The sequence below is a fragment of the Sulfitobacter sp. F26204 genome (assembly GCF_026410305.1).
Classification (GTDB): domain Bacteria; phylum Pseudomonadota; class Alphaproteobacteria; order Rhodobacterales; family Rhodobacteraceae; genus Sulfitobacter.
The window spans coordinates 204644-228569 of record NZ_JAPMLQ010000004.1; the positions used below are offsets into that span (position 1 = coordinate 204644).

General features: G+C 57.0%; 21 protein-coding genes. 14 read left to right on the forward strand and 7 right to left on the reverse strand.

The features are described from left to right. The first annotated feature begins 12 nt into the window (after positions 1-12). Positions 13-2859, forward strand: coding sequence for an aminomethyl-transferring glycine dehydrogenase (gcvP, locus tag OS190_RS12280; RefSeq protein WP_267158998.1), 2847 nt, complete (start codon positions 13-15; stop codon positions 2857-2859). 18 nt (positions 2860-2877) lie between these two features. Here gcvP and OS190_RS12285 read toward each other — a convergent pair whose 3' ends face one another. The 3 genes from OS190_RS12285 to OS190_RS12295 are packed head-to-tail and all read right to left on the reverse strand — an operon-like array spanning position 2878 to position 6960. Further along, a complete protein-coding gene (locus OS190_RS12285) occupies positions 2878-3753 on the reverse strand; it encodes an inositol monophosphatase family protein (protein WP_267158999.1) in 876 nt (291 codons plus the stop codon). Between the two features lie 13 nt (positions 3754-3766). Further along, positions 3767-6283 carry an ABC transporter permease gene (locus OS190_RS12290; protein WP_267159000.1) on the reverse strand — a complete coding sequence of 839 codons (2517 nt, stop codon included), beginning with the start codon at positions 6281-6283 and terminating at the stop codon, positions 3767-3769. Next, entirely contained in the window at positions 6280-6960 is a 681-nt protein-coding gene (locus OS190_RS12295) for an ABC transporter ATP-binding protein (RefSeq protein WP_267159001.1), read from the reverse strand. Before OS190_RS12295 ends, OS190_RS12290 begins: the two co-directional genes overlap by 4 nt. A 48-nt stretch (positions 6961-7008) precedes the next feature. On the opposite strand from OS190_RS12295, the gene OS190_RS12300 reads away from it, so the two are divergent. The 4 genes from OS190_RS12300 to preA all read left to right on the forward strand — a co-directional run bounded on the left by OS190_RS12300 (position 7009) and on the right by preA (position 10772). Beyond that, positions 7009-7650, forward strand: a complete 642-nt coding sequence (locus tag OS190_RS12300; RefSeq protein WP_267159002.1) for an arylesterase — start codon at positions 7009-7011, stop codon at positions 7648-7650. Between the two features lie 130 nt (positions 7651-7780). Continuing rightward, positions 7781-9103, forward strand: a complete 1323-nt coding sequence (locus OS190_RS12305; protein ID WP_267159003.1) for an NAD(P)-dependent oxidoreductase — start codon at positions 7781-7783, stop codon at positions 9101-9103. An 11-nt stretch (positions 9104-9114) separates the two neighbouring features. Next, the gene (locus OS190_RS12310; protein WP_267159004.1) at positions 9115-9459 is read left to right on the forward strand and encodes a DUF1428 domain-containing protein; all 345 of its coding nucleotides are present in this window, start codon (positions 9115-9117) and stop codon (positions 9457-9459) included. An 11-nt stretch (positions 9460-9470) separates the two neighbouring features. Further along, the gene (gene preA / locus OS190_RS12315) at positions 9471-10772 is read left to right on the forward strand and encodes an NAD-dependent dihydropyrimidine dehydrogenase subunit PreA (protein ID WP_267159005.1); all 1302 of its coding nucleotides are present in this window, start codon (positions 9471-9473) and stop codon (positions 10770-10772) included. 88 nt (positions 10773-10860) lie between these two features. Here the strand turns inward: preA and OS190_RS12320 are convergent, their stop codons facing one another. Then, the gene (locus tag OS190_RS12320) at positions 10861-11484 is read right to left on the reverse strand and encodes a TetR family transcriptional regulator C-terminal domain-containing protein (RefSeq protein WP_267159006.1); all 624 of its coding nucleotides are present in this window, start codon (positions 11482-11484) and stop codon (positions 10861-10863) included. Positions 11485-11629: 145 nt separating this feature from the next. On the opposite strand from OS190_RS12320, the gene OS190_RS12325 reads away from it, so the two are divergent. The 7 genes from OS190_RS12325 to OS190_RS12355 all read left to right on the forward strand — a co-directional run bounded on the left by OS190_RS12325 (position 11630) and on the right by OS190_RS12355 (position 18633). After that, a complete protein-coding gene (locus OS190_RS12325; protein ID WP_267159007.1) occupies positions 11630-12880 on the forward strand; it encodes a Zn-dependent hydrolase in 1251 nt (416 codons plus the stop codon). 135 nt (positions 12881-13015) lie between these two features. Further along, positions 13016-14476, forward strand: coding sequence for a dihydropyrimidinase (hydA, locus tag OS190_RS12330; protein WP_267159008.1), 1461 nt, complete (start codon positions 13016-13018; stop codon positions 14474-14476). A 17-nt stretch (positions 14477-14493) separates the two neighbouring features. Continuing rightward, complete coding sequence (locus tag OS190_RS12335; protein WP_267159009.1) at positions 14494-14991, forward strand: HEPN family nuclease; 498 nt, start codon at positions 14494-14496, stop codon at positions 14989-14991. Continuing rightward, a complete protein-coding gene (locus OS190_RS12340) occupies positions 14988-15761 on the forward strand; it encodes an ABC transporter ATP-binding protein (protein ID WP_267159010.1) in 774 nt (257 codons plus the stop codon). The genes OS190_RS12335 and OS190_RS12340 overlap by 4 nt, the downstream gene beginning before the upstream one ends. A gap of 63 nt (positions 15762-15824) precedes the next feature. Then, positions 15825-16745, forward strand: coding sequence for an ABC transporter permease (locus tag OS190_RS12345; protein ID WP_267159011.1), 921 nt, complete (start codon positions 15825-15827; stop codon positions 16743-16745). Then, a complete protein-coding gene (locus OS190_RS12350; protein WP_267159012.1) occupies positions 16742-17584 on the forward strand; it encodes an ABC transporter permease in 843 nt (280 codons plus the stop codon). The genes OS190_RS12345 and OS190_RS12350 overlap by 4 nt, the downstream gene beginning before the upstream one ends. 53 nt (positions 17585-17637) lie before the next feature. Then, positions 17638-18633: an ABC transporter substrate-binding protein gene (locus OS190_RS12355; RefSeq protein WP_267159131.1), complete on the forward strand. Its 996-nt coding sequence runs from the start codon at positions 17638-17640 to the stop codon at positions 18631-18633. A 403-nt stretch (positions 18634-19036) separates the two neighbouring features. On the opposite strand, the gene OS190_RS12360 is transcribed toward OS190_RS12355, so the two are convergent. Together OS190_RS12360 and OS190_RS12365 are read right to left on the reverse strand one after the other, a co-directional pair. After that, the gene (locus tag OS190_RS12360) at positions 19037-19588 is read right to left on the reverse strand and encodes a L,D-transpeptidase (RefSeq protein WP_267159013.1); all 552 of its coding nucleotides are present in this window, start codon (positions 19586-19588) and stop codon (positions 19037-19039) included. 149 nt (positions 19589-19737) lie between these two features. After that, positions 19738-19944 (reverse strand): cold-shock protein, encoded by a 207-nt coding sequence (locus OS190_RS12365; protein ID WP_007117950.1) that lies wholly within the window; start codon positions 19942-19944, stop codon positions 19738-19740. Positions 19945-20151: 207 nt separating this feature from the next. On the opposite strand from OS190_RS12365, the gene OS190_RS20570 reads away from it, so the two are divergent. Next, complete coding sequence (locus OS190_RS20570; RefSeq protein ID WP_416237402.1) at positions 20152-20574, forward strand: REP-associated tyrosine transposase; 423 nt, start codon at positions 20152-20154, stop codon at positions 20572-20574. Positions 20575-20868: 294 nt separating this feature from the next. Here the strand turns inward: OS190_RS20570 and ettA are convergent, their stop codons facing one another. Further along, complete coding sequence (gene ettA / locus OS190_RS12370) at positions 20869-22524, reverse strand: energy-dependent translational throttle protein EttA (RefSeq protein WP_267159014.1); 1656 nt, start codon at positions 22522-22524, stop codon at positions 20869-20871. Here ettA and OS190_RS12375 point away from each other — a divergent pair. Then, entirely contained in the window at positions 22523-23899 is a 1377-nt protein-coding gene (locus OS190_RS12375) for an alpha/beta hydrolase (RefSeq protein WP_267159015.1), read from the forward strand. The two genes, ettA and OS190_RS12375, sit on opposite strands and share 2 nt — an antisense overlap. The last annotated feature ends 27 nt before the right edge of the window (positions 23900-23926 follow it).

A 23926-nucleotide genomic window follows, 5' to 3' on the forward strand; every position in this document is an offset into this window, starting at 1 on the left:
GAGGATCACCAGATGACATTTAAGCCAACCGACTATTTGCCTTATGATTTTGCCAACCGGCGTCACATCGGGCCGTCTCCGGCTGAAATGGCGGATATGTTGAAAGTGGTAGGGGCCGATTCCCTTGCGAGCCTGATTGACGATACGGTTCCGGCAGCCATCCGGATGAAGGGGAAACTGGATTTCGGCAAGGCCATGTCCGAGCGTGAGGTGCTTGAGCATATGCGCAAAATCGCCTCGAAAAACAAGGTCCTGACCTCCCTGATCGGGCAGGGGTATCACGGGACTGTGACGCCCCCTGCGATTCAGCGCAATATCCTTGAAAATCCTGCTTGGTATACGGCCTATACGCCTTACCAGCCTGAAATCGCGCAGGGGCGTCTTGAGGCTTTGCTGAACTTCCAGACCATGATTTCGGATCTGACCGGCCTGGAAGTTGCAAATGCATCATTGCTGGACGAGGCGACAGCCTGTGCCGAGGCAATGACGATGGCGCATCGGGTGTCCAAGTCGAAGATGAACGCTTTTTTTGTCGATCAGGACTGCCATCCGCAGAACATTGCTGTGATGAAGACCCGGGCTGACCCTCTGGGGATCGAGGTGATTGTCGGTGATCCCAAGGACATTGATGCCGCCGCAGTATTTGGCGGGATTTTCCAGTATCCGGGAACCAATGGTCACGTGCGGGATTTCACCGATGTGATCGCAGCGCTGCATGCGGAAAAGGCGATTGGCATCATTTCGGCCGATCCACTGGCCTTGACCCTGTTGAAAGAGCCCGGCGAAATGGGTGCCGACATTGCCGTTGGATCCACCCAGCGGTTTGGCGTGCCCGAAGGATATGGCGGGCCTCACGCCGCTTATATGTCATGCAAGGACGCCTACAAGCGCAACATGCCGGGACGGATTGTTGGCGTGTCTGTCGATGCCCATGGCAACCGCGCCTACAGGTTGAGCCTTCAAACCCGCGAACAGCACATCCGGCGTGAAAAGGCGACATCGAACGTTTGTACTGCACAAGCGTTGCTTGCGGTGATGGCATCGATGTATGCGGTTTTCCACGGGCCGGAGGGATTGAAAGCCATTGCACAGCGGATCCATCGCAAGACTGTTCGTCTGGCTGAGGGGCTCAAATCAGCAGGTTTCGAGGTGCAGCCCGCCACCTATTTCGACACCATTACGGTTGACGTGGGGCCATTGCAGGCGGCCGTGCTGAAATCTGCAGTAGACGAGGGGATCAACCTGCGCGCCGTCGGGGAAACCAAGATCGGGATCACCCTGGATGAACGCACGAAACCGGCGACGATCGAAGCGGTGTGGCGAGCTTTTGGCATCAACAGGACCGACAAGGATTATACCCCGCATTACCACATGCCGGAAAAGTTGATCCGCCAAACCGCCTATCTGACGCATCCGATTTTCCACATGAACCGTGCTGAAACCGAGATGATGCGCTACATGCGTCGGCTGGCTGACCGTGACCTGGCTCTGGACCGCTCAATGATCCCATTGGGGTCGTGCACGATGAAACTGAATTCGGCGGCTGAAATGATGCCGGTCTCCTGGCGCGAGTTTTCGCAGATGCATCCGTTTGTGCCGGCGGATCAGGCCGTGGGCTATACCGAGATGATTGACGATCTGTCGGCGAAACTCTGCGATATCACCGGTTATGATGCGATCTCGATGCAGCCCAATTCCGGCGCGCAGGGGGAATATGCCGGTCTGTTGTCCATTGCTGGATACCACCGGGCGAACGGGCAGGACCAGCGCAACATCTGTCTCATTCCGGTTTCGGCCCATGGAACCAATCCTGCCTCGGCGCAGATGGTCGGCTGGAAGGTTGTCGTAGTGAAATCCGCTGCCAACGGCGACATTGACCTGGACGACTTCCGCGCCAAGGCGGAGGCTGCGGGCGAACACCTTGCGGCCTGTATGATCACCTATCCGTCAACCCATGGTGTGTTTGAAGAGACCGTCACCGAAGTGACCAAGATCACCCATGATCAGGGGGGCCAGGTCTATATCGACGGAGCAAACATGAACGCGATGGTCGGATTGTCACGTCCCGGCGATCTGGGCGGCGATGTAAGCCACTTGAATCTGCACAAGACCTTTTGCATTCCGCATGGCGGCGGCGGCCCAGGCATGGGGCCGATCGGTGTCAAGGAACACCTCATCCCGCATTTGCCGGGGCATCCGAACGAAGGCGGCAATGCGGTGTCGGCAGCGCCTTTCGGGTCGCCCTCGCTTTTGCCTATTTCGTGGTCCTATTGCCTGATGATGGGGGGAGAGGGGCTGACGCAGGCGACGCGTGTTGCGATCCTGAACGCCAACTATATCGCCAAACGGTTGGAAGGAGCCTTTGATGTATTGTTCAAGGGTCCGACGGGACGCGTGGCGCATGAGTGTATCCTCGACGTGCGCCCCTTTGAAGAAAACGCAGGCGTGACGGTGGATGATATTGCCAAACGTTTGATGGATTGTGGTTTTCATGCACCGACGATGTCTTGGCCTGTGGCCGGCACCCTGATGGTAGAGCCAACGGAATCCGAAACGAAAGCGGAATTGGATCGGTTCTGCGAGGCGATGCTGGCGATCCGGGCAGAAATTGATGCGATTGAAAAAGGTGACATGCCACGGGAAAACAATCCCTTGAAAAATGCGCCTCACACTGTCGAAGATCTGGTGATGGCATGGGGGGACCGGCCCTATTCCCGCGAACAGGGGTGTTTCCCTCCGGGGGCCTTTCGTGTCGACAAATACTGGCCACCGGTCAACCGCGTGGACAATGTGCAGGGGGACCGCAATTTGATCTGCACTTGCCCGCCGCTCAGCGATTATGCGGAAGCGGCCGAGTAAGATCAGCATCGAGGCGGGCTATTGGCCCGCCTCCTCCAGCAAGAAGGCAAACACTTTCTTGAGCCGGTTCCATGTCGTTCTGTCAGGCGCGACCAGCAAATATCCATTCAGGCGTGCTGCCGAATAGGGTCCACCGTCGAGCATTTCGACATGGGCACCAGCACGCTCACAGATCAATGCGCCTGCTGCGTGGTCCCAGGGATGCAACGAACCCGTCAATAGAAAATCGGCGTGGCCCTGCGCGATCATGCGGTATTCATGTGCTGAACACCCCAGCGGGTGGGTGCGGGCAAAACCGGGCAAGGCTGCGGCCAGTGCCGGCTGTTTGGCCTTGGGAAACATGTGCAGGGGAATATAGCCGATCAGTGCATCCAGCGCCTTACCCATGCTGGCCTTTAAGGGGCGCGAAACATTGCTTGCTGTTTCCAGACGTGTGGGGCTGTCTTCATCCGCAACGGCCCAGTCATCTGCAATAGGGTCATAGATCAGCCCGAACACCGGGCGGCCAAATTGGGTAACCGCGATGATGACGCCAAAGACCGCGATGCCATGGGCATAGTTCCATGTGCCGTCGATCGGATCAATGATGAAGGCAAGTGGAGCGTCAGCGATTTGCGCCAGTTGTTCGGGCGCGTCGGCCACGGATTCCTCACCAATGACAAGTGCCTCTGGGAAAGCAATCGACAGAGCACGTGAGATCATCGTCTCAGTCGCAGTGTCGGCGGCGGTGACCAGATCGTTCTTGTGCGATTTGATGCGGATGTCGTTGGTAGCAAGGCTGCGGAAACGTGGCATGATCTCGGTTTTGGCAGCACGGCGCACGAGGTTGACGATATATTGAGCCTGGGCAGGCTTCACCGCTTTGGGCAAGGTCGCAGGAAGGTTGTCAGACATGAGGCGTTCCTTGTTATTCTCGCGCGCGCAGAACCTGGGCGGGGCGGGCATTCAGTGATTTCAGTGCAAAGCCCAAGCCGGCCATGACCGTGGCAAACACGCCACCGACAATGATGGCAATCGCAGAGGGCCAGATCAAGGTGAAGTCGGTTTCCATGACATAGGTGCTGACGGCCCAACCCCCCAGCGCCCCGGCAAACAGCGCGACGGATCCAGCAAACAGCCCTAAAAAGGCGGCACGGAGAATAAAGCTTGCCGCAATCTGCGCGCGTGATGCGCCAAGTGTTTTCAGAACGGCAGCTTCGAAGGTGCGGGCATCTGCGCCTGCTGCCGCGGCACCGATCAATACGATGATACCGGTAAGCAGCGTTGCAATCGCTCCGTAAGAAGTGGCGGCAGCCAGGCTGCTCAGAACCGATGAAATGCGATCAATGGCATCGCGCACACGGATCGCCGTGATATTGGGATAAGCGGTGGCAAGGTCACGCAGAATGGCGGCTTCGGCCTCTTCTTCGGCATATACGGTCGAGATGAAGGTATGCGGTGCGCCTTCTAATGCCGCAGGATTCATCGTGAGGATAAAGCCGATGCCAGCTGTTGAAAAATCAACTTCGCGAAAGGAGGTGATGGTGCCGACGATGTCACGGCCGAGGATATTGATCGTGAGCGTATCCCCCAGGTTAAGCCCCATCTCTTCGGCTTCTTCGGCGGCAAAGCTGATCAGCGGTGGGCCGGTGTAATCCTCTGGCCACCATGTTCCGGCGGTGATCTTGGTTTTCGGGTCAGGCCGGGCGGCATAGGTCACACCACGGTCGCCACGTATGACCCAGTGATCGCCCGCAACATCGGCGGCCGGAACACCGTTGATTTCCGTTACAACGCCCCTCAGCATCGGGACGCTTTCAATTCTGGAAACTGCCGGATCATCGGAAAGGCGTTTGGTATAGCCTGCCATTTGGTCTTTCTGAATATCGACAAAGAAATAGGACGGCGCGACCTCCGGCAGGTTTCCGGAGATGGCGTTGCGCAGATTGCCGTCGATCTGTCCCACGGCCGCGAGGACAGAGAGGCCGAGCCCAAGTGACAACACAACAGCACCTGCGCCTTCGCCGGTACCGGAAACGGCCGCAAATGCCCACCGCAAACGCGGATAGCCCCGCGCAAGCCGCGCACCGCGTTGCGCCAGTTTGCGCAGCAGCATCGCCGCAAAGGCGAGGAGCGTCAGGGCACCGGCGATGCCGCCTAACGTCCAGAGCGTGAGCCACCATGAACCGTTGAACCAACCGGCAAGGGCGACCAGCACAGCGGTGATCAGGGTGATGATGATCAGATAGCGAGCGGCGGGGAGGCGCGGTGCCCCGGACCATGCGTCACGAAACAGGGTGGCGGCCCGCACGTCTTCGCTGCGGGCAAGAGGCCACAGAGTGAAAGCGAGTGCGGTCAACAGACCGTATATGCCGGCTTCGATTAAAGGGCGGGGATAAAGCGAAAACGCAGTCGGTACGGGCAGACGCGCTTCGATGATCGGTGACAGCAGGAGGGGCACAAAGGCCCCCAGCATCAGGCCGATTGCTACCCCCAGAAGCGACAGTGTGCCTATCTGAAGGAAATAAGTCTGGAAAATCGTTGCGCGATCCGCGCCCAATGCGCGCAGGGTCGCGATGGTGGTGGTCTTGCCGTTGAGGTAGGCACGCACTGCGGCGGAAACGCCCACGCCGCCCACTGCAAGGCCTGACAAGCCAACCAGAACGAGGAAGGCACCAAGCCTTTTGACAAACTGCGCAACCCCCGGAGCACCGTTGCGGGCATCCGTCCAGCGCATGCCGCTGTTGGCAAAATGCGCCTTGGCCTCTTTTTCGAGTGTTTCGAGGTCCGTTCCCTCTGGTACATCAAGCCGGTACTTGCTGTTGAACAAGGTGCCGGGTGCCAGCAGTCCCGCCCCGTCAAGGGCGTTCTTATACAACAAGGTACGCGGACCAAGTGCAAAACCACTGGCCGTGGAATCCGGCTCGCGGACGATCAAAGCAGTAAAGCGAAAGGTCTTGCTTCCCAGTTGAAAGCTATCGCCGGGGGTCAGGCCCAGTCGATCGGAAAGCGCGCGTTCCATCACGGCACCGGGCAGACCATCCGTGGTATCAAGTGCTACCGCCAAGGGGATGTCGGGCGCGAGGACAACTTTGCCAACAAGCGGATAGGCCTCGTCAATCGCTTTGATCTGGGTCAAGGCACGGTCATCACCGACCACGGCCATTGACCGGAATTCGGCGATTTCAGACAGGCGCGTGGCGCGGGCCTGCATCCAGTCTCGTTCCGCGACGCTGGCAAAGCGGAAGGTGAAATCCAGCTCGGCAGCGCCGCCAAGGAGGGCAGCCCCCTCCTGTTCCAATCCGGCTTCGATTGCGGCCCGCACGGAGCCGACAGCGGCGATGGCGGCGACGCCCAGCGCAAGACAGGCAAGAAACAGCCGGAAGCCGTGCAATCCTCCACGCATTTCACGACCGGCAAATCGGGCGGCAAGGCGTAGGCTCATGCGATCTGCCCATCCGCCAGAGCGATGGCGCGGTCACAGCGTTCTGCAAGGCCGGGGTCATGCGTCACCAGAACCAATGTCGCGCCATAGGCGTCGCGCAGATCAAAGAGCAGATCCATGATCGCCGCACCATTCACGCTATCAAGGTTGCCAGTCGGTTCATCCGCCAACAGGATCGCAGGGCGCGGTGCACAGGCGCGGGCCAGGGCAACACGTTGCTGTTCGCCCCCCGACATCTGTGCCGGATAGTGGTTACTGCGATGACCGAGACCGACGGTTTTCAACACTGCCTCAGCTTGGGAAAAGGCATCCGGGACACCGGCAAGTTCCAGTGGCGTCGCCACATTCTCCAGGGCGGTCATTGTCGGGATCAAGTGAAACGATTGAAACACGATGCCCATACGCCCCTGGCGAAACCGGGCGAGTTCGTCCTCGGTCATAACCGACAGGTTGTGCCCCAGTGCCTCGATCGTCCCACTGGTGGCCTGTTCCAGCCCCCCCATGACCATCAACAGCGAAGATTTGCCCGAACCGGACGGCCCCGTCAGTGCGATTGTCTCCCCAGCTTGCACATCAAGGCTGATCCCGCGCAGAATATCGACAGCGCCAGCATTGCCTTTGAGCGAAAGAGCCACATCTGACAGGTGAAAGACGGGCGCGGGTGGGTGATCAGACATGGGAGGCCTTTGAGTTTGGGTCTATTTGGATATGGAGTAACTATCGAGATGCGCAAGGCGTTAGCAGCTATTGTTCTGGTTTGTGCGGGTGCGGCGCAGGCTGATGAAGTCGTGATCGCAGCATTTGGGGATAGTCTGACCCAGGGGTATGGATTGCCCGCAGCCGAGGGATTTGTCCCTCAATTACAGGCATGGCTGGACGCCCAGGGGGCTGAGGCACGACTGATCAATGCGGGTGTTTCGGGGGATACCACTGCGGGTGGTCTGGCGCGGATCGGCTGGACACTGACACCCGAGGTCGATGGTATTATCGTTGCGCTTGGTGGGAATGACTTGTTGCGCGGACTGAACCCTTTAGAGGCCCGCACCAACATCGATGGAATTATGCAGGCAACGGCGGCGGCGGGAGTGGAGGTTTTGTTGGTCGGAATGCAGGCACCAGGCAATTTTGGCCCCGAATACAAAGCCCAGTTTGACGCGATTTACCCAGAGTTGGCACAGCAATACGACAGCGGTTTCCAAAGGAATTTTTTTGCCGGTCTCGAAGCCGTAGGTGATATTTCCGATCCAACAACCTTGCGGGACTATTTTCAGTCAGACGGGATACATCCCAATGCCGAAGGGGTAGCCAGAATCGTGGCAGGGTTGGGACCAGAGGTGTTGACCTTGATCAACAGCATAAAGGAATAGCGTGAAGCCGTTTATCGATAGCTGCCAAAGGCACAGCGATTTCCACAGGGCAAAGATAATTTTACCAGTTGATAAAAAAATCAATCCATGAGAGCGTTTGACATGTCCAGCAAACCATGGAGTGAGCCAGATGGGATCAGATGTTTTTCAACCCGGTGTGATCGCGGGCCGGTTGGCAGCTGAAAGTTACGAAACAGGCTTTTCCGATTTGCATCCGCCGCTTGACGGCCATGAGGCGCTGGTGGCGGCCGACAGGTGCTATTTCTGCCATGATGCGCCATGTATCACAGCCTGCCCCACAGACATCGACATTCCCTTGTTTATTCGCCAGATCGCAACAGGCACACCCGATGCGGCGGCGAAAACGATCCTGTCGCAAAACATCATGGGCGGCATGTGTGCCCGTGTCTGCCCGACTGAAACCTTGTGCGAGGAAGCCTGCGTGCGGGAGTTGGCCGAGGGCAAACCCGTATTGATCGGGCAATTGCAGCGCTACGCAACGGACCACTTGCAGGAACAGGGGATACATCCGTTTTCCCGCGCCGCGCCCACGGGCAAAACAGTGGCGGTCGTGGGTGCCGGGCCGGCGGGACTGTCCTGTGCGCATCGTTTGGCGATGTTAGGACATGATGTTGTTGTCATGGACCGGCATGAGAAACCCGGCGGTCTGAATGAATATGGAATTGCAGCATATAAAACGCCCGACGGCTTTGCCCAAGGCGAGGTGGATTGGCTGCTCAAGATTGGTGGGATCGTGCTGCGCTATGGCATCTCCCTTGGCCGTGATGTGACACTTGAAACGCTGAAAGCGGAATATGACGCAGTATTCCTTGGCATGGGGTTGGGGGGAGTAAACGCGCTGGGCATTGCCGAGGAAGACAAGGATGGCGTTACTGATGCGGTCGATTTCATCGGCGGATTGCGCCAGGCTTCAGACATGGCTGCGGTGCCGATCGGTCGTGATGTTGTCGTGATCGGCGGTGGCATGACCGCTGTGGATGCTGCTGTTCAGGCAAAGTTGCTGGGCGCGTTGAATGTTACCCTGGTATATCGCCGTGGTCGCGACCGGATGAACGCCAGCGCCTTTGAGCAGGATCTGGCAGCCAGCAAAGGTGTGCGGATCGTGACACATGCTGTTCCGGTGGCGGTGCATGGCAACGGTTCCCTGCACGAGATCGAGTTTGAATATGTCGATGATGCGATGAAGGGAACAGGCCAGACGCTTCGTCTGATGGCGGATCAGGTATTCAAAGCCATCGGCCAGACCTTGCAAGGTGACGGATTGCCGACGCTCGAAAGCGGCAAGATCAAGGTTTCTGATGTGGGACGTACCTCTGTTGAAGGTATCTGGGCCGGCGGTGATTGCGCCTCTGGCGGGGATGACCTGACCGTGACGGCCGTCGCAGAGGGCCGTGATGCGGCGATGGATATTCACGCGGTTTTGAGCAGATAGAGAGAACACAAATGTATATCATGAGCTTTGTGGCCGCAGTGCCGACCGACAAGAAAGAGGCCTATCTGGCGCATAGCCGCAAGGCTGCCGAAGTTTTCAAGGCGTATGGTGCGATCCGCATCGTCGAATGTTGGGGCGATTTCACACCTCCCGGTGAAGTCACCTCCTATCCGCTGGCAGTGGCCGCGAAAGAGGGTGAGACCATTGTGACAGGCTGGCAGGAATGGCCAGATAAAGACCTGGCTCATGCCAGTATGGAAAAGGCAATGAGCGATCCGCGCATGACCGGGATGGAGATGCCATTTGATGGCAAGCGGATGATTTATGGCGGGTTCGAGCCGCTTCTGGATGTGTAGGAGCATTACAAATGGCTGATCTGACAAGCAACTTCATCGGGATCAAATCTCCCAATCCATTCTGGTTGGCCTCTGCACCGCCGACAGACAAGGAATATAATGTCCGCCGTGCCTTTGAGGCGGGGTGGGGCGGCGTCGTATGGAAAACTCTCGGACTGGATCCTAGCGTCGTAAACGTAAACGGCCCCCGGTATGGTGCGGTCTACGGCGCGGATCGGCGTCTGTTGGGGCTGAACAACATTGAGCTGATCACCGACCGCCCGCTCCAGACCAATCTGGACGAGATCAAGGTTGTGAAACGTGACTATCCAGACCGCGCCTTGGTCGTGTCGCTGATGGTACCTTGCGAGGAAGAGCCGTGGAAGATGATCTTGCCACAGGTTGAAGAAACCGGTGCCGATGGTGTCGAACTGAACTTTGGCTGCCCGCATGGCATGTCCGAACGGGGGATGGGTGCCGCCGTCGGGCAGGTACCTGAGTATATCGAAATGGTGACACGTTGGGTCAAATCCCACACACGGATGCCAGTGATCGTCAAACTGACGCCCAATATCGCGGACATTCGCAAACCGGCCGCCGCGGCGCTGGCGGGCGGTGCGGATGCGGTGAGCCTGATCAACACGATTAACTCGATCACCAGTGTTGACCTTGACCTGTTTTCGCCTGAACCGATGATTGACGGCAAAGGAGCGCACGGCGGCTATTGCGGACCTGCCGTCAAACCGATTGCCCTGAACATGGTGGCTGAAATCGCGCGCGACGCAGAACTGCGTGGCCTGCCGATCAGCGGCATTGGTGGCGTAACCACATGGCGCGACGCTGCAGAGTTCATGGCGTTGGGCGCAGGGAATGTGCAGGTTTGCACGGCGGCGATGACCTATGGGTTCAAGATCGTTGAGGAATTGATCAGTGGGTTGTCCGATTATATGGACACCAAAGAAATGACCTCGGTTGATGACATTGTCGGGCGCGCAGTGCCAAATGTCACCGACTGGAACCAGTTGAACCTCAATTACGTTGCCAAAGCGGTAATCAATCAGGATCTGTGCATTTCCTGCGGGCGTTGTTTCGCGGCCTGCGAGGATACCAGCCATCAGGCGATTGCGATGTCCGAAGACCGTACCTTCAGCGTGATCGACGAGGAATGCGTTGCCTGTAACCTTTGCGTCAATGTCTGCCCTGTCGAAGGCTGTATAACGATGGAAGCAATGGCGCCGGGCAAAACCGACCCGCGGACAGGCAAGGTCGTGCAGTCGGAATATGCAAACTGGACAACGCATCCGAACAATCCCTCGGCAACAGCGGCAGAATAATCCTGTCGGGGCGGATCCAGCGATTTGGCTACCACCAAAGACAGCGGTCCCTGTCAAATGTGGTAATGTTGGAATTGAATTCGTGGCGTTACCCCTGAAGAAGTGTGCGAAACATCATGTTCAGATGAGTCGCCGCGCTGGCGTAGGTGTCATCGCCCTCATTCATCAAAAGACTGACCTGACTTTCGAAATCCGCATAGTGCTGCGTGCTCGCCCAGATCGAAAAAATCAAATGTCGCGGGTCCAGTGGCGGCAAGCGGCCCTGCTGGATCCAGCTTTGAATTACTGCGCATTTTTCATCAAACAGCGGCTTCAGCTTGGATTCCAGTTCCGGACGCATCCGGGGGGCCCCTTGCAGGATTTCACCGGCGAACAGGCGGCTTTCGCGCGGTAATTGTTGGGCCATGTCCAATTTGCGCTGGACATAGTTCAGGATCTCTTCGACAGGATCACCCGCGGCGTTCATTTCAACCAAGGGATCGAGCCAGGTCTCCATCAACTGGCTGAGAAGAGTGAGGTGGATGTCTTCCTTGCCGCCGAAATAATACAGGATATTTGGTTTGCTCAGCCCTGCTTGGGTTGCAATCTGGTCAAGGGTCGCGCCACGAAATCCATGGCGAGAGAATACCTCAAGCGCAGCGTCCAGGATCAAGTGGCGGTTGCGTTGCTGAATGCGGCTTGGCTTTTTGGTCGACCCGTCTGACAAGGGCATTCTCCGGTAAGGTGCACGAAAAAGCGGCGTCTTTGGTGAACCCGCCGCCTGTCTCTTAAAGCAGTTCTTGACAGACACCAGCCTAACCGCAATCGTAGATTTACCAAATGGTAAAATTTAATCCCGACCGCCAAGGAGCCAGCACATGCCAGCACCCGGAGAAAACCTGAAGATCAATCCCGAACGTTTGTGGGATAGCCTGATGGACATGGCCAAGATCGGGCCCGGCATCGCTGGGGGCAATAACCGCCAGACGCTCACGGATGAAGACGGTGAAGGGCGTGCCTTGTTCCAGAGATGGTGCGAAGCAGCGGGCTGTAGCATGGGACTGGACCAGATGGGCAACATGTTTGCGCGCCGTGAAGGTGCCGACCCGGATGCCTTGCCCGTCTATGTAGGTTCACATCTGGACACGCAACCGACAGGCGGCAAATATGACGGTGTGCTGGGTGTGCTGGCAGGATTGGAGATCATCCGCACGCTGAATGATCTGGGCATCAAGACGAAACACCCGATTGTGGTCACAAATTTCACCAATGAAGAAGGCACACGTTATGCGCCCGCGATGCTTTCATCAGGTGTTTTCGCCGGTATTCATACGCAGGCATGGGCCTATGACCGTGTCGATGCCGATGGCAAGCGGTTTGGCGATGAACTGAGCCGGATCGGCTGGCGCGGTGAAGAGCAGGTTGGCGCACGCAAGATGCATGCATTTTTTGAACTTCACATCGAACAGGGACCGATTCTGGAAGCGGAGGGTAAGGACATTGGCGTTGTCACCCATGGGCAAGGGCTTTCGTGGACGCAGGTGACAGTGACGGGTAAGGACAGCCATACGGGATCAACCCCGATGCCGATGCGCAAGAATGCAGGTCTGGGGATGGCCCGTATTCTCGAAAAGGTGGACGAGATTGCCTGGAGCCATGCGCCTCATGCCGTCGGCGCGGCGGGCCATATAGATGTCTATCCGAATTCGCGCAATGTGATCCCCGGAAAGGTGGTGTTTACTGTGGATTTCCGCTCGCCCGAGCTGAGCGTGATCGAGGATATGGAGGCCCGCCTGAAAGTTGAAGGGCAGAAGATCGCGGATGAAATGGGCCTGGAAATTGAATTTGAAAAGGTGGGAGGTTTTGATCCGGTGGCCTTTGACCCGGGATGTGTGACGGCTGTGCGCGATGCGGCGGAGCGGCTCGGCTACAGCCACATGAACCTTATCTCCGGTGCCGGACATGACGCATGTTGGATCAATCGGGTGGCCCCGACAGCGATGGTGATGTGCCCCTGTGTGGACGGGTTGTCACACAATGAGGCGGAGGACATTTCTAAAGAATGGGCGAAGGCCGGCGCGGATGTCCTGATGCATGCGGTTGTCGAGACAGCGTTGGTTGTGGTTTGATCAGGGGGCGCATTTCCAGTCAGGATAGACGGCGGAGCGTACTTGTGTTTCCGCAGCTTGCGTCAATGCCGGGCCGACCGGGGCTCTGCCCCGGACCCCGGAGTTTATTGGCAAGATGAAATTGGGAGAGATGAAATGAGCAAGGTTATCAAAGGTGGACAGGTCTGCACGGCGGACCGGACCTGGAAAGCGGATGTGCTGATCGAGGGCGAAAAGATCGTCCAGATTGGTGAGGACCTGAAGGGCGATGAAACTATTGATGCCGAGGGTGCCTATGTGATCCCCGGCGGGATTGATCCGCATACGCATCTTGAGATGCCATTCATGGGAACCACGGCGGCGGAGACGTTTGAGACCGGCACATGGGCGGCGGCATGTGGCGGGACCACGATGGTGGTGGATTTCTGCCTGCCGGGTGCGGACGGGTCGATCAAGAACGCGATCAACGAATGGCACCGCAAGTCTGCGCCGCAGATCTGCTCGGACGTTGGTTATCACATGGCGATCACGGGTTGGGATGAGAACGTTTTCAACGAGATGAAAGACGCCGTGGATATGGGCGTAAATTCCTTCAAGCATTTCATGGCCTACAAGGGTGCCTTGATGATTGAGGATGATGAGATGTTCGCCTCCTTCAAGCGCTGTGCGGAACTGGGTGCGTTGCCTATGGTGCATGCTGAAAACGGCGATCTGGTGGCGGAGTTGCAGCAGAAGTATTTCGATCAGGGGATCACGGGGCCGGAGGGGCATGCCTATAGCCGCCCGCCTGAGTTGGAAGGTGAAGCGGCGAACCGCGCGATCACGATTGCGGATACGGCGGGCGTGCCTTTGTACATCGTTCATGTGTCCTGTGAGCAGACCCATGAGGCGATCCGGCGAGCGCGGCAGAAGGGGATGCGGGTTTATGGCGAGCCATTGATCCAGTTTTTGACCTTGGATGAGAGCGAGTATTTCAACACCGATTGGGACCATGCTGCGCGGCGGGTGATGTCGCCGCCGTTCCGCTCAAAAGATCATCAGGAGTCGCTTTGGGCGGGGTTGCAGGCGGGATCGTTGCAGGTGGTGGCGACGGATCATGCGGCGTTCAACACCGAGCAGAAGCGCGCGGGGCGGGATGATTTCCGGATTATTCCGAACGGGTCGAACGGGTTGGAGGAGCGCTTGGGCGTGCTCTGGACCGAAGGGGTTGAGACGGGACGGCTGACGCCGAACGAGTTTGTCGCGGCGACCTCGACCAATGTGGCGAAGATATTGAATATTTACCCCCGCAAGGGGGCGATTGTGGAAGGGGCGGATGCGGATATTGTGGTGTGGGATCCGAAGATCACCAAGATGATTTCGCCTGCCACGCATCATTCGATTTTGGATTACAACGTGTTTGAGGGGTTCGAGGTGACGGCGAATGCGCGGTACACGCTTTCGCGCGGGGATGTGATCTGGTCCTGGGGGCAGAATTCGCAGCCGCAACCGGGGCGGGGGAAGTTCATTCCGCGTCCTGCGTTCCCGTCAGCGAATGTGGCGTTGAGCAAGTGGAAGGCCTTGACCAGCCCGAAGATGATCAAGCGTGATCCGTTGAATATTCCGGCGGGGATTTGATGGTTGGGAGAGAATATGTGCTTGACCTGCCCGGTCTGGCCTATCTTGAGCAGCAGATCATCTCCGAAGCAATTCGAGTTGATAGCTGGGCGGAAGCGGTTACCCTAGTGGAGAAGAATTTTGATCTGCCTCAGGGTGCGCTTGGAAATGGATCTTTTCGGCAATCAAGAACAATTTCACTGTTGTATTGTCTCGTTCTGGTTCCCCGCGAGGTTTTCTGGCAAGACCTGCTTTTGTCGGAAGAATTGGCGAATGCAGATAAGTCATGGCGTTCCAAATTGTCTGCAAAGGATTTTGCGGCTCTCAATTCGCTCAAGATTACTGGCTTTCTTTACCTTGTCAGAAATTCTGTTGCTCATGCTGACTATAGCTTTTTGGATCAATCGATCATTTTTGAGAACAAAATGAAGAAAGTAAAATTAGAGATATCGATACGTGCGCTTGAATTTTTCTTGGAAATTGTTGGAGCGACAATCGCTACCTATTCCACAGCGCGAAAGAACAAGGTCGTATGACCGTCATCTCAGCCCAAGACCTAGACCTCACCTTCCAGACGAATGATGGCCCGATCCATGCGCTCAAGGATGTAAACCTTGAGATCAACCAAGGTGATTTCGTCAGCTTCATCGGGCCGTCGGGTTGTGGCAAGACGACGTTTCTGCGGGTCATGGCGGATCTGGAGCAGCCCACGGGTGGCACTGTGACCGTGAATGGGGTCAGCCCCGAGGAGGCGCGTAAGGCGCGTGCCTATGGCTATGTGTTTCAGGCGGCGGGGTTGTATCCGTGGCGCACGATTGGCGGGAATATCCGGCTGCCGCTCGAGATCATGGGGATATCGAAGGCGGAGCAGGCGGATCGGGTGCGCCGTGTGCTGGAACTGGTCGATCTGGCGGGGTTTGAGCGCAAGTTTCCGTGGCAACTCTCAGGCGGGATGCAGCAGCGGGCGAGCATTGCGCGGGCGTTGAGCTTTGATGCGGATATTCTGCTGATGGACGAGCCGTTCGGGGCGCTGGACGAGATTGTGCGGGATCATCTGAATGAGCAGTTGCTCAAGCTATGGGCGCGGACGGAGAAGACGATTGCCTTTGTGACGCATTCGATACCGGAAGCGGTGTATCTGAGTACCAAGATTGTCGTGATGTCGCCACGGCCGGGGCGGATTACGGATGTGATCGAGAGTCCGCTGCCCAAGGAGCGGCCTTTGGAGATACGTGAAACGCCGGAGTTCCTTGCGATTGCGCATCGGGTGAGGGAAGGGCTGCGGGCGGGGCATCAGGATGAATGAAGGATGCATTTGCGGCTTCTGCGGGATCGAGTTTAATGGCAAGATGAAGTTGGAGGGCCTGCTGTGAAATCTGTGCTGCCGGTTTTGACAGTGGTCGGTGCGGTTTTGTTGTTCTGGTTGATCGCCGTTGTTCCGATGAACATGCATCTTGTAGCCGATCAGGCGCAGCGGGACGGGTTGAGCGTTTCGCCGCAGACCCCCGTGGAACGGCAGGCCTTCAGCGGGATCGGATTGAGCCTGCGCAATCTGCATTTGGTGCCACGCACCTATGATTTTGTGCGCCCCCGTTTGCCCGCGCCGCAACAGGTGGCTGAAGAAATGTATGCGACCATCGTGCAGAAGAAAATCACCTCGAAGCGGTCTTTGGTCTATCATGGCTGGGTGACGCTGGCACCGACATTATTGGGCTTTTTCATCGGGACGGGGCTGGGCATCGTGCTGGCGGTAGGCATCGTCTATTCCCGTGTGATGGACCGGTCGGTGATGCCCTGGGCGATTGTGAGTCAGACGATCCCGATTCTGGCGCTGGCCCCCATGGTGATCGTGGTTCTGGGGTCGATGGGCATTCAGGGTGTGTTTCCCAAATCGCTGATTGCCGCCTATCTGTCATTCTTTCCGGTGGTTGTTGGAATGGTGAAGGGGTTGCGGGCCCCTGACACGATGCAGCTGGATCTGCTGCGCACCTATCATGCGTCAAACAGTCAGGGGTTTTGGGCGCTGCGTCTGCCGGCCTCGGTGCCTTATTTGTTTGCCTCGCTCAAGATCGGGATTTCGGCCTCTTTGGTCGGGACGATCGTGGCGGAACTGCCCACAGGCGCAAAGGCAGGATTCGGTGCGCGGATGCTGGTGGGGGATCAATACGGACAGCCTCTGGTGTCCTGGGCGGCGCTTTTTGCCGCAGCGCTGACAGCGGCGGCCTTGGTCGGCTTGTTCAGCCTGATCGAACGGATCACCCTGCGACGTATGGGGATGCAGGGGGCATGATGATGGTGAGTGCTGCAATTGTTGTCTGGGCCCTGGGATGGTGGATCAATGTGTGGCTGGCCAATGGCACCGCTTCTGACAACAGGGTCGTCATGATGTTGATACCGGCGGTCTTCGGGCTGACGGTGGTGATCGTCTGGGAATTGCTTGTGCGCGGCTATGCGGTCAATCCGGTGATCCTGCCTGCACCTTCCGCAATTCTTGAACGGATGTTGGTCGAGGGACCACGACTTTGGGCCGACTTTCACCAGACCATTATCAAGGGTGCGATGACGGGCTATGTGATCGGCGGTCTGGCCGCGCTTGGTATCGCGGTGTTGGCGGATCGGTCGGATTTCCTGACGCGGGGTATCTTGCCTGTGGGGAGCTTCATGGCCGCTTTGCCGATCGTCGGGATCGCCCCGATTTTCGTGAAATGGTTCGGCAGCGATTGGGAAAGCAAGGCGGCGGTGGTGGCCGTGATGGTATTCTTTCCGATCCTTGTGAACACGGTGGCAGGGTTGCGGGACACACAGCCCATGCAGCGTGACCTGATGCGGACGTATGGGGCGGGATATTGGCCGACGCTGATCAAGCTGCGCCTGCCCTCGGCCATGCCATTTATCTTTAACGGGTTGAAGATCGCGACCACTCTGGCCCTGATCGGGGCGATTGTTGCTGAATTCTTTGGCTCTCCCACGGTTGGTATGGGATTTCGAATCTCGACCAGCTTTGGCCAGCTTGCGCTTGATATGGTCTGGGCAGAGATTGTCATTGCGGCAATCGCAGGTAGCGCGTTTTATGGAGTGATGACGCTGATCGAGAAGCGGGTGACCTTCTGGCACCCATCACAGAGATGACCAAGACCTCGAAACGGGGCATAATGAAAACCAATCTGGGGAGACATCCAATGATGAAGAAAATGATGATGGCAGCGGCGCTTGCCACCGGTCTGGGCAGCGTGGCAGCGTTTGCGGACGGCCATGCCAACACGGTGAAACTGCAATTGCAATGGGTGACGCAAGCGCAGTTCGCGGGCTACTATGTGGCGCTGGACAAAGGGTTTTATGAAGAAGAGGGGCTGGACGTCACGATCCTTGCCGGCGGGCCGGACATTGCGCCGCCACAAGTACTGGCAGGAGGCGGTGCCGACGCAATGTTGAACTGGATGCCCTCTGCCCTCGCAGCGCGGGAGAAAGGTCTGCCCGTGGTCAATATCGCGCAGCCATTCAAAACCTCCGGACTGATGCTGACCTGCTGGAAGGATACCGGGATCACCTCGGTTGAGGATTTCAAAGGCAAGACCATCGGTGTCTGGTTCTTTGGAAACGAATATCCCTTTCTGTCGTGGATGTCACAAGAAGGCATTTCCACTGATGGTGGAGAGGATGGCGTGACCGTGCTGAAGCAGGGATTCAACGTCGATCCATTGTTGCAGCGTGAGGCGGATTGCATTTCGACCATGACCTACAACGAATATGGTCAGGTACTGGATGCGGGTGTGAACCCTGATGAACTGGTCACCTTCAAATACGAAGAGCAGGGCGTGGCGACACTGGAAGACGGTATCTATGTGCTGGAAGAAAACCTTGCCGATCCGGTGTTCGAGGACAAAATGGTGCGCTTTGTACGGGCGTCCATGAAGGGATGGAAGTACGCCGAAGAGAACCCGGAAGAAGCTGCTGGCATCGTGCTGGACAATGACGAAACCGGGGCACAGACCGAAGCAGCCCAAGTGCGGATGATGGGCGAGATTGCCAAGCTGACAGCGGGATCAAACGGCGCATTGGATGAAGCAGACTACCAGCGGACCGTCGATACTTTGTTGGCAGGTGGTTCTGATCCGGTCATTTCCAAACAGCCTGAAGGTGCGTGGACACATGCAATTACAGATAAAGCCTTGAACTGATCTGCAAGCACTTAAAAATCATGATGGAGGGCCGGCGGAATGCGCTGGCCCTTTTGTTTCCCGTAACATGATTGCAAGCGTCGATCGCGTCGCAACGGCGCCTTCATGAGTTGGTTTTTCTACCACCGGTGGATTTCATCCGGCGGGCAGGTGGCTAAAAGGCGGTTGCAGTATTTTGCAAGTCTTGCCTGAATATCATCTACCCAGAAACTGCTGAGACACCCCATCGGGTCAACCTCTGCGCTTTGGTGCTGCAAGTGTGGGTGCCGTTTCCCCGGTGTGTAGAGGTCAAGACAGATGAACAAATGTCGAAGCTGTGTGTTCCCTCGACAAATTGCAGAGATTGATAGGTTAAAAGCCGCCCATGGGGCGGCTTTTCGGTGTTTCGGATTGAAATGGGGGGTTACAGAACCGTCACAACAGTCCCGACAGGTACGCGGTTGTATAGATCGATGACATGTTCGTTGATCATTCGAATGCAGCCGCTGGAAACCGACCGTCCGATAGAACTGGGCTGTGTGGTGCCATGAATGCGGAAATAGGTGTCACGGCCATTCTCGAACAGGTAGAGTGCGCGCGCGCCAAGCGGGTTGTTGGGACCGCCTTCCTGGGCGTCGGTATTGCCGATGAAACGCTTGTAGGCGGCTGGGTCCCGCTCGATCATTTCGTCGGTGGGACGCCAGGTGGGCCATTCCTTTTTCAGGGCAATCGTTGCGGTGCCGGTGAATTCAAGGCCTGCCTTGCCGACGCCGATGCCATAACGCATGGCTTTGCCGGGGGCGGTCACAAAATAAAGATAATGACTGCTGGGCACGACCAGAAGCTGACCGGTCTTGTAGACGGATTTGATCGACACCTCTTGCGGCTTGGGATCATAGGTAGCGGTAGTGGCGGACAATACGTGTGGCAGGGCGGCGACGGCCAGTGTTGAAGCCAGAAATGTGCGGCGGTGCATGGGGATGCTCCATAATTTTCTGTTGCAGATAGGTCTAATGTCGCAAAAAGTTGCCTATTATCAACCCGTGCGAAACAAAAACCGATCCACTGTTGCCAGAGGATCGGTCAAATTCTTGTGAAAAGCGGCGGTTTGCTGCCGCTTGGGGCTTACGCCAATGCGATATTCGTTGCCGACTCGCGGCCATCACGGCCAGCTTCGATGTCGAACGTCACTTTCTGGTTGTCGGCCAGGCCGGTCAGGCCTGCGCGCTCAACAGCAGAAATGTGAACGAAAACGTCCTTGCTGCCGCCATCGGGTGCGATAAAGCCGAAGCCTTTTGTAGTGTTAAACCATTTTACGGTGCCAGTAGCCATTCCGTAGTCTCCTAAGTAGTGTGCCATCCGCATTGTGCGATGGCTTGGCGTGGTCGGTCTGAGTTCGATCTGCGCCGTGTTAGGGAGACAGTGGGTCGAAATAGATAAACGTTAGCAAAACGGAATGTAGGCGCGAAGGGCGATTCGATCAAGGGCCGTGGGGATTTGGGCGGATTTTGGCCGGGGGTGGTTAGGGGTTTGTTAACTATGTCCGGTGCAGTTTTGCCGGATGCCTTCTTACATCCGACCACGCGTGACCGTCCGTTTGAGATTGTTGCAATGGTTGTGCTACCGGACCACTTGCACTGCATTTGGCGATTGCCCAAAGGCGAGCGAGATTTCGGCCGCCGCTGGGGGGCAATCAAAGGACGGTTTTCAGCGGCTGTCCGAAGAGCGGGACTGGTCCCGCCAATCTCGCCGAATTTGGCAAATGGCGGGGTGAGCCCCGCTCTACGGAAGGGGCAGGTTGGCATTTGGCAAAAGCGGTTTTGGGAGCATCATATTCGCAGCGCAGAAGTTTTGGCAAACCATGTCAGATATTGCCATTTCAACCCGGTCAAACACGGGTACGTCGAGCGCCCAGAGGACTGGCCGTGGTCGTCGGTGCATCGGGCGGTCAAATTGGACTAATTTGACAAAGCTGAATTGGCCGTAGGGCGGGGTTCACCCCGCCGCCCGCAGACAGGCGGATCTACTCATCAGTCGGGAACACCCTTGGCGGGATGAAAACAAGGACGTCGAAAGAGCATAGAATCCAGTCACACCCAAAACGGTGTTCTTGTCTGTTTCGAGGTAGAACCCGAAAACCCAGCCAACCGCCGGAGCCAATAGAAGCACGAACGTAAAAGTGCGCTTAAAAATTTCTTTGGTAAAAATCTGGCATCTTTGGCGGGAGGGGTGGCGGGGTGAACCCCGCCCTACGGGTTAGCGCACAAACTTCTTATGCTTCAACCGCTTCGGCTCAAGCGCATCGGCCCCAAGCCTACGCTTCTTGTCCTCTTCGTAATCCTCGAAGTTGCCCTCGAACCACTCCACATGGGCATCGCCTTCGAACGCCAGCATATGTGTGCAAATCCGGTCAAGGAAGAAGCGGTCGTGTGAGATGACCACGGCGCAGCCGGCGAAATCGACCAGCGCGTCTTCCAGAGCACGCAGGGTTTCGACGTCCAGATCGTTGGTCGGTTCATCGAGCAGCAGCACGTTGCCGCCTTCCTTGAGCAGACGCGCCATGTGGACACGGTTGCGTTCACCACCTGAGAGCAGTCCAACCCTTTTCTGCTGATCGCCGCCCTTGAAGTTGAAGGAGGAACAATAGGCGCGGGAGTTGACCTCGGCATCGCCCAGTTTGATCAACTCGGCACCGCCGGTGATCGCTTCCCATACGGTGTCATCCGCGTTCAGGTCATCGCGGGACTGGTCCACGTAGGAAAGATCAACCGTGTCGCCGTACTCGATTGTACCCGCGTCCGGTTTTTCCTGTCCGGTCAGCATCTTGAAGAGTGTCGATTTACCCGCACCGTTGGGGCCGATCACGCCGACGATCCCGCCTGGGGGCAGGGAAAAGCTGAGATCCTCGACCAGCAGTTTGTCGCCCATGGCTTTCTTGAGGCCTTCGACCTCGATCACCTTATTGCCAAGGCGCGGACCATTCGGGATGACGATCTGTGCGCGGGTAAGTTTCTCGCGCTCGGAAGACTCGGCCATTTCATTATAGGCGTTGATACGGGCTTTGCTCTTGGCCTGACGGGCTTTGGCACCCTGTCGCATCCATTCGAGTTCGCGTTCAAGGGTCTTTTGCTTGGATTTGTCTTCGCGGGCTTCCTGCGCCAGCCGCTTGGCCTTTTGTTCCAGCCAGTCGGAATAGTTGCCTTCGTATGGCACGCCCTTGCCGCGATCGAGTTCCAGAATCCAGCTGGTGATGTCATCAAGGAAGTAGCGGTCGTGGGTGACGATCAGGATGGTTCCCTTGTAATCCATCAGATGCTGTTGCAGCCAGGCGATGGTCTCGGCGTCCAAATGGTTGGTCGGTTCGTCAAGCAGCAGCATGTCAGGCGCTTCAAGCAGCAGTTTGCATAGCGCGACGCGGCGGGCTTCACCGCCGGAAAGGTCCTTGATGTTGGCGTCGTCCGGCGGGCAGCGCAGGGCTTCCATCGACACATCGATTTGTGAATCGAGGTCCCAGAGGTTCTGCGCGTCGATGTCGTCCTGCAGTTTTGCCATTTCGTCGGCGGTTTCGTCTGAATAATTCATCGCCAGTTCGTTGTAGCGATCAAGGATCGCCTTTTTCTCGGCCACGCCTAGCATGACGTTTTCACGCACGGTCAGGGTTTCGTCCAGCTTAGGCTCCTGCGGCAGGTAGCCCACTTTGGCACCCTCAGCCGCCCAGGCTTCGCCCTGAAAATCCTTGTCCAGCCCGGCCATGATCTTGAGCAGGGTGGATTTACCCGCGCCGTTAACGCCGACAACACCAATCTTCACGCCGGGCAAAAAGTTCAGGTGAATGTTTTCAAAAGTTTTCTTGCCCCCCGGATAGGTTTTGGAGACGCCGGACATGTGGTAAACGAATTGATAGGCAGCCATGGGAATTCCTGTCTGGTCAAATGAGGTTAAGAGACGCAATATCGCGCCAATGGCCCAAGATCAACGCAGACAAATTCCAAGAGGTTCAAGGGCCCTGCACTGGGTGCTTGTCGGGGCGCTGTCCTGGCTCGCGGCTTGCTCGACCGCAGTGCATTTGTCGCAACCACCAAACCTTTATCTGGATGGACGCAACTACCCTGATGCGCTGGTGCCAGCAGCGTTAAAGGTTATTGATCCGCCGATTTTCTACGTGACGGATCGGAATGTACTGGCCGAGGGCGGGCAGGTGGCGGGCTATGGCACCGGCAGATCGGATTCCATGGGGTTTGGGCTGGCGCATGTGCGCTTTGGCGCGACCGACTGGTCTGACCTTGTGGCACGTACTCATGTGGATCGCGGTGGACACATTTCGACGCTGAAGGTCGAAGCACTGCAAGAACTGGTGCGCTTCAGCGATGTTCCGTTGCCGGTAGTGCGCAAACAGGGCACCCTGCACTTTTCGCCGGCTGCGGTTTCGGCCTACGCGGGCAAGGCGGCGGCATTCCAGCAGGCGGTCAGGCGGGAAATTTCACGTACGGGCAACAGACGTGTCTTGATCTATGTACATGGCATCCGGAACAATTTTGAAAACGCGGTGCAAACTTTAGCAAGCTTGTGGCACTTTTCTGGTCGTCGCTCGACGCCCGTTGTCTTTAGTTGGCCGGCGGGCAATCATGGCGTATTGGGGTACTTTCGCGACCGAGAGGCAGGAGATTTTAGTGTCTATCACGCCAAGGAGATGTTGCGCCTGATCGCGGAAATTCCTGAGGTTGAAGATATAGATATTGTCGCCCATTCACGCGGCACTTCGGTCATGACACAGGCCCTGCGCGAGATGGTGATTTTCAACCGGGGGCGTGGTTTGGCCCCGAAACAAGCGATGAAGACGGGCGTTTTGATCCTGGCAGCCCCCGATCTTGATACAGGTCTTGTGCGTCAACGATTATTGTCAGAACGGTTTTCCGAGGGCTTCGAACAGGTCAATATCTATATTAATCCTGATGATGTGGTCTTGAAGCTGTCTTCCCTTCTGACCAACTCTTCACGTATCGGTGCCGCCCAAAAAGAGGACTTCAAGCCGGGTGAGTTAAAGGACCTGCGAAAACAGGGGTTGATCCATTTTATCCGTGTCGAGGGGGCAAGTGGTTCCGATAGCCATTCCTATTTTCGCAATAACCCCGCTGTCCTGTCAGATATGGTGTTGGTTCTGCGCACACGCGCCTTTCCCGGTGGTAGCTTGCGCCCGCTCGAGGCCGATCCTGATACAATTTGGCGACTGCATCATGATTACCCGCTGGACAGGTTGCCCAATCTGGCACTGGAGCGCGGACGTTAATCGGCAGGGAACACGCGTCATGCACGC

Excerpts from the sequence above, each read along its gene's own strand:
- gcvP (WP_267158998.1), top strand. The coding sequence starts at position 13 with ATGACATTTAAGCCAACCGACTATTTGCCTTATGATTTTGCCAACCGG.
- OS190_RS12285 (WP_267158999.1), bottom strand. The coding sequence starts at position 3,753 with ATGTCTGACAACCTTCCTGCGACCTTGCCCAAAGCGGTGAAGCCTGCC.
- OS190_RS12290 (WP_267159000.1), bottom strand. The coding sequence starts at position 6,283 with ATGAGCCTACGCCTTGCCGCCCGATTTGCCGGTCGTGAAATGCGTGGA.
- OS190_RS12295 (WP_267159001.1), bottom strand. The coding sequence starts at position 6,960 with ATGTCTGATCACCCACCCGCGCCCGTCTTTCACCTGTCAGATGTGGCT.
- OS190_RS12300 (WP_267159002.1), top strand. The coding sequence starts at position 7,009 with ATGCGCAAGGCGTTAGCAGCTATTGTTCTGGTTTGTGCGGGTGCGGCG.
- OS190_RS12305 (WP_267159003.1), top strand. The coding sequence starts at position 7,781 with ATGGGATCAGATGTTTTTCAACCCGGTGTGATCGCGGGCCGGTTGGCA.
- OS190_RS12310 (WP_267159004.1), top strand. The coding sequence starts at position 9,115 with ATGTATATCATGAGCTTTGTGGCCGCAGTGCCGACCGACAAGAAAGAG.
- preA (WP_267159005.1), top strand. The coding sequence starts at position 9,471 with ATGGCTGATCTGACAAGCAACTTCATCGGGATCAAATCTCCCAATCCA.
- OS190_RS12320 (WP_267159006.1), bottom strand. The coding sequence starts at position 11,484 with ATGCCCTTGTCAGACGGGTCGACCAAAAAGCCAAGCCGCATTCAGCAA.
- OS190_RS12325 (WP_267159007.1), top strand. The coding sequence starts at position 11,630 with ATGCCAGCACCCGGAGAAAACCTGAAGATCAATCCCGAACGTTTGTGG.
- hydA (WP_267159008.1), top strand. The coding sequence starts at position 13,016 with ATGAGCAAGGTTATCAAAGGTGGACAGGTCTGCACGGCGGACCGGACC.
- OS190_RS12340 (WP_267159010.1), top strand. The coding sequence starts at position 14,988 with ATGACCGTCATCTCAGCCCAAGACCTAGACCTCACCTTCCAGACGAAT.
- OS190_RS12350 (WP_267159012.1), top strand. The coding sequence starts at position 16,742 with ATGATGATGGTGAGTGCTGCAATTGTTGTCTGGGCCCTGGGATGGTGG.
- OS190_RS12355 (WP_267159131.1), top strand. The coding sequence starts at position 17,638 with ATGAAGAAAATGATGATGGCAGCGGCGCTTGCCACCGGTCTGGGCAGC.
- OS190_RS12360 (WP_267159013.1), bottom strand. The coding sequence starts at position 19,588 with ATGCACCGCCGCACATTTCTGGCTTCAACACTGGCCGTCGCCGCCCTG.
- OS190_RS12365 (WP_007117950.1), bottom strand. The coding sequence starts at position 19,944 with ATGGCTACTGGCACCGTAAAATGGTTTAACACTACAAAAGGCTTCGGC.
- OS190_RS20570 (WP_416237402.1), top strand. The coding sequence starts at position 20,152 with ATGTCCGGTGCAGTTTTGCCGGATGCCTTCTTACATCCGACCACGCGT.
- OS190_RS12375 (WP_267159015.1), top strand. The coding sequence starts at position 22,523 with ATGGGAATTCCTGTCTGGTCAAATGAGGTTAAGAGACGCAATATCGCG.
- ettA (WP_267159014.1), bottom strand. The coding sequence starts at position 22,524 with ATGGCTGCCTATCAATTCGTTTACCACATGTCCGGCGTCTCCAAAACC.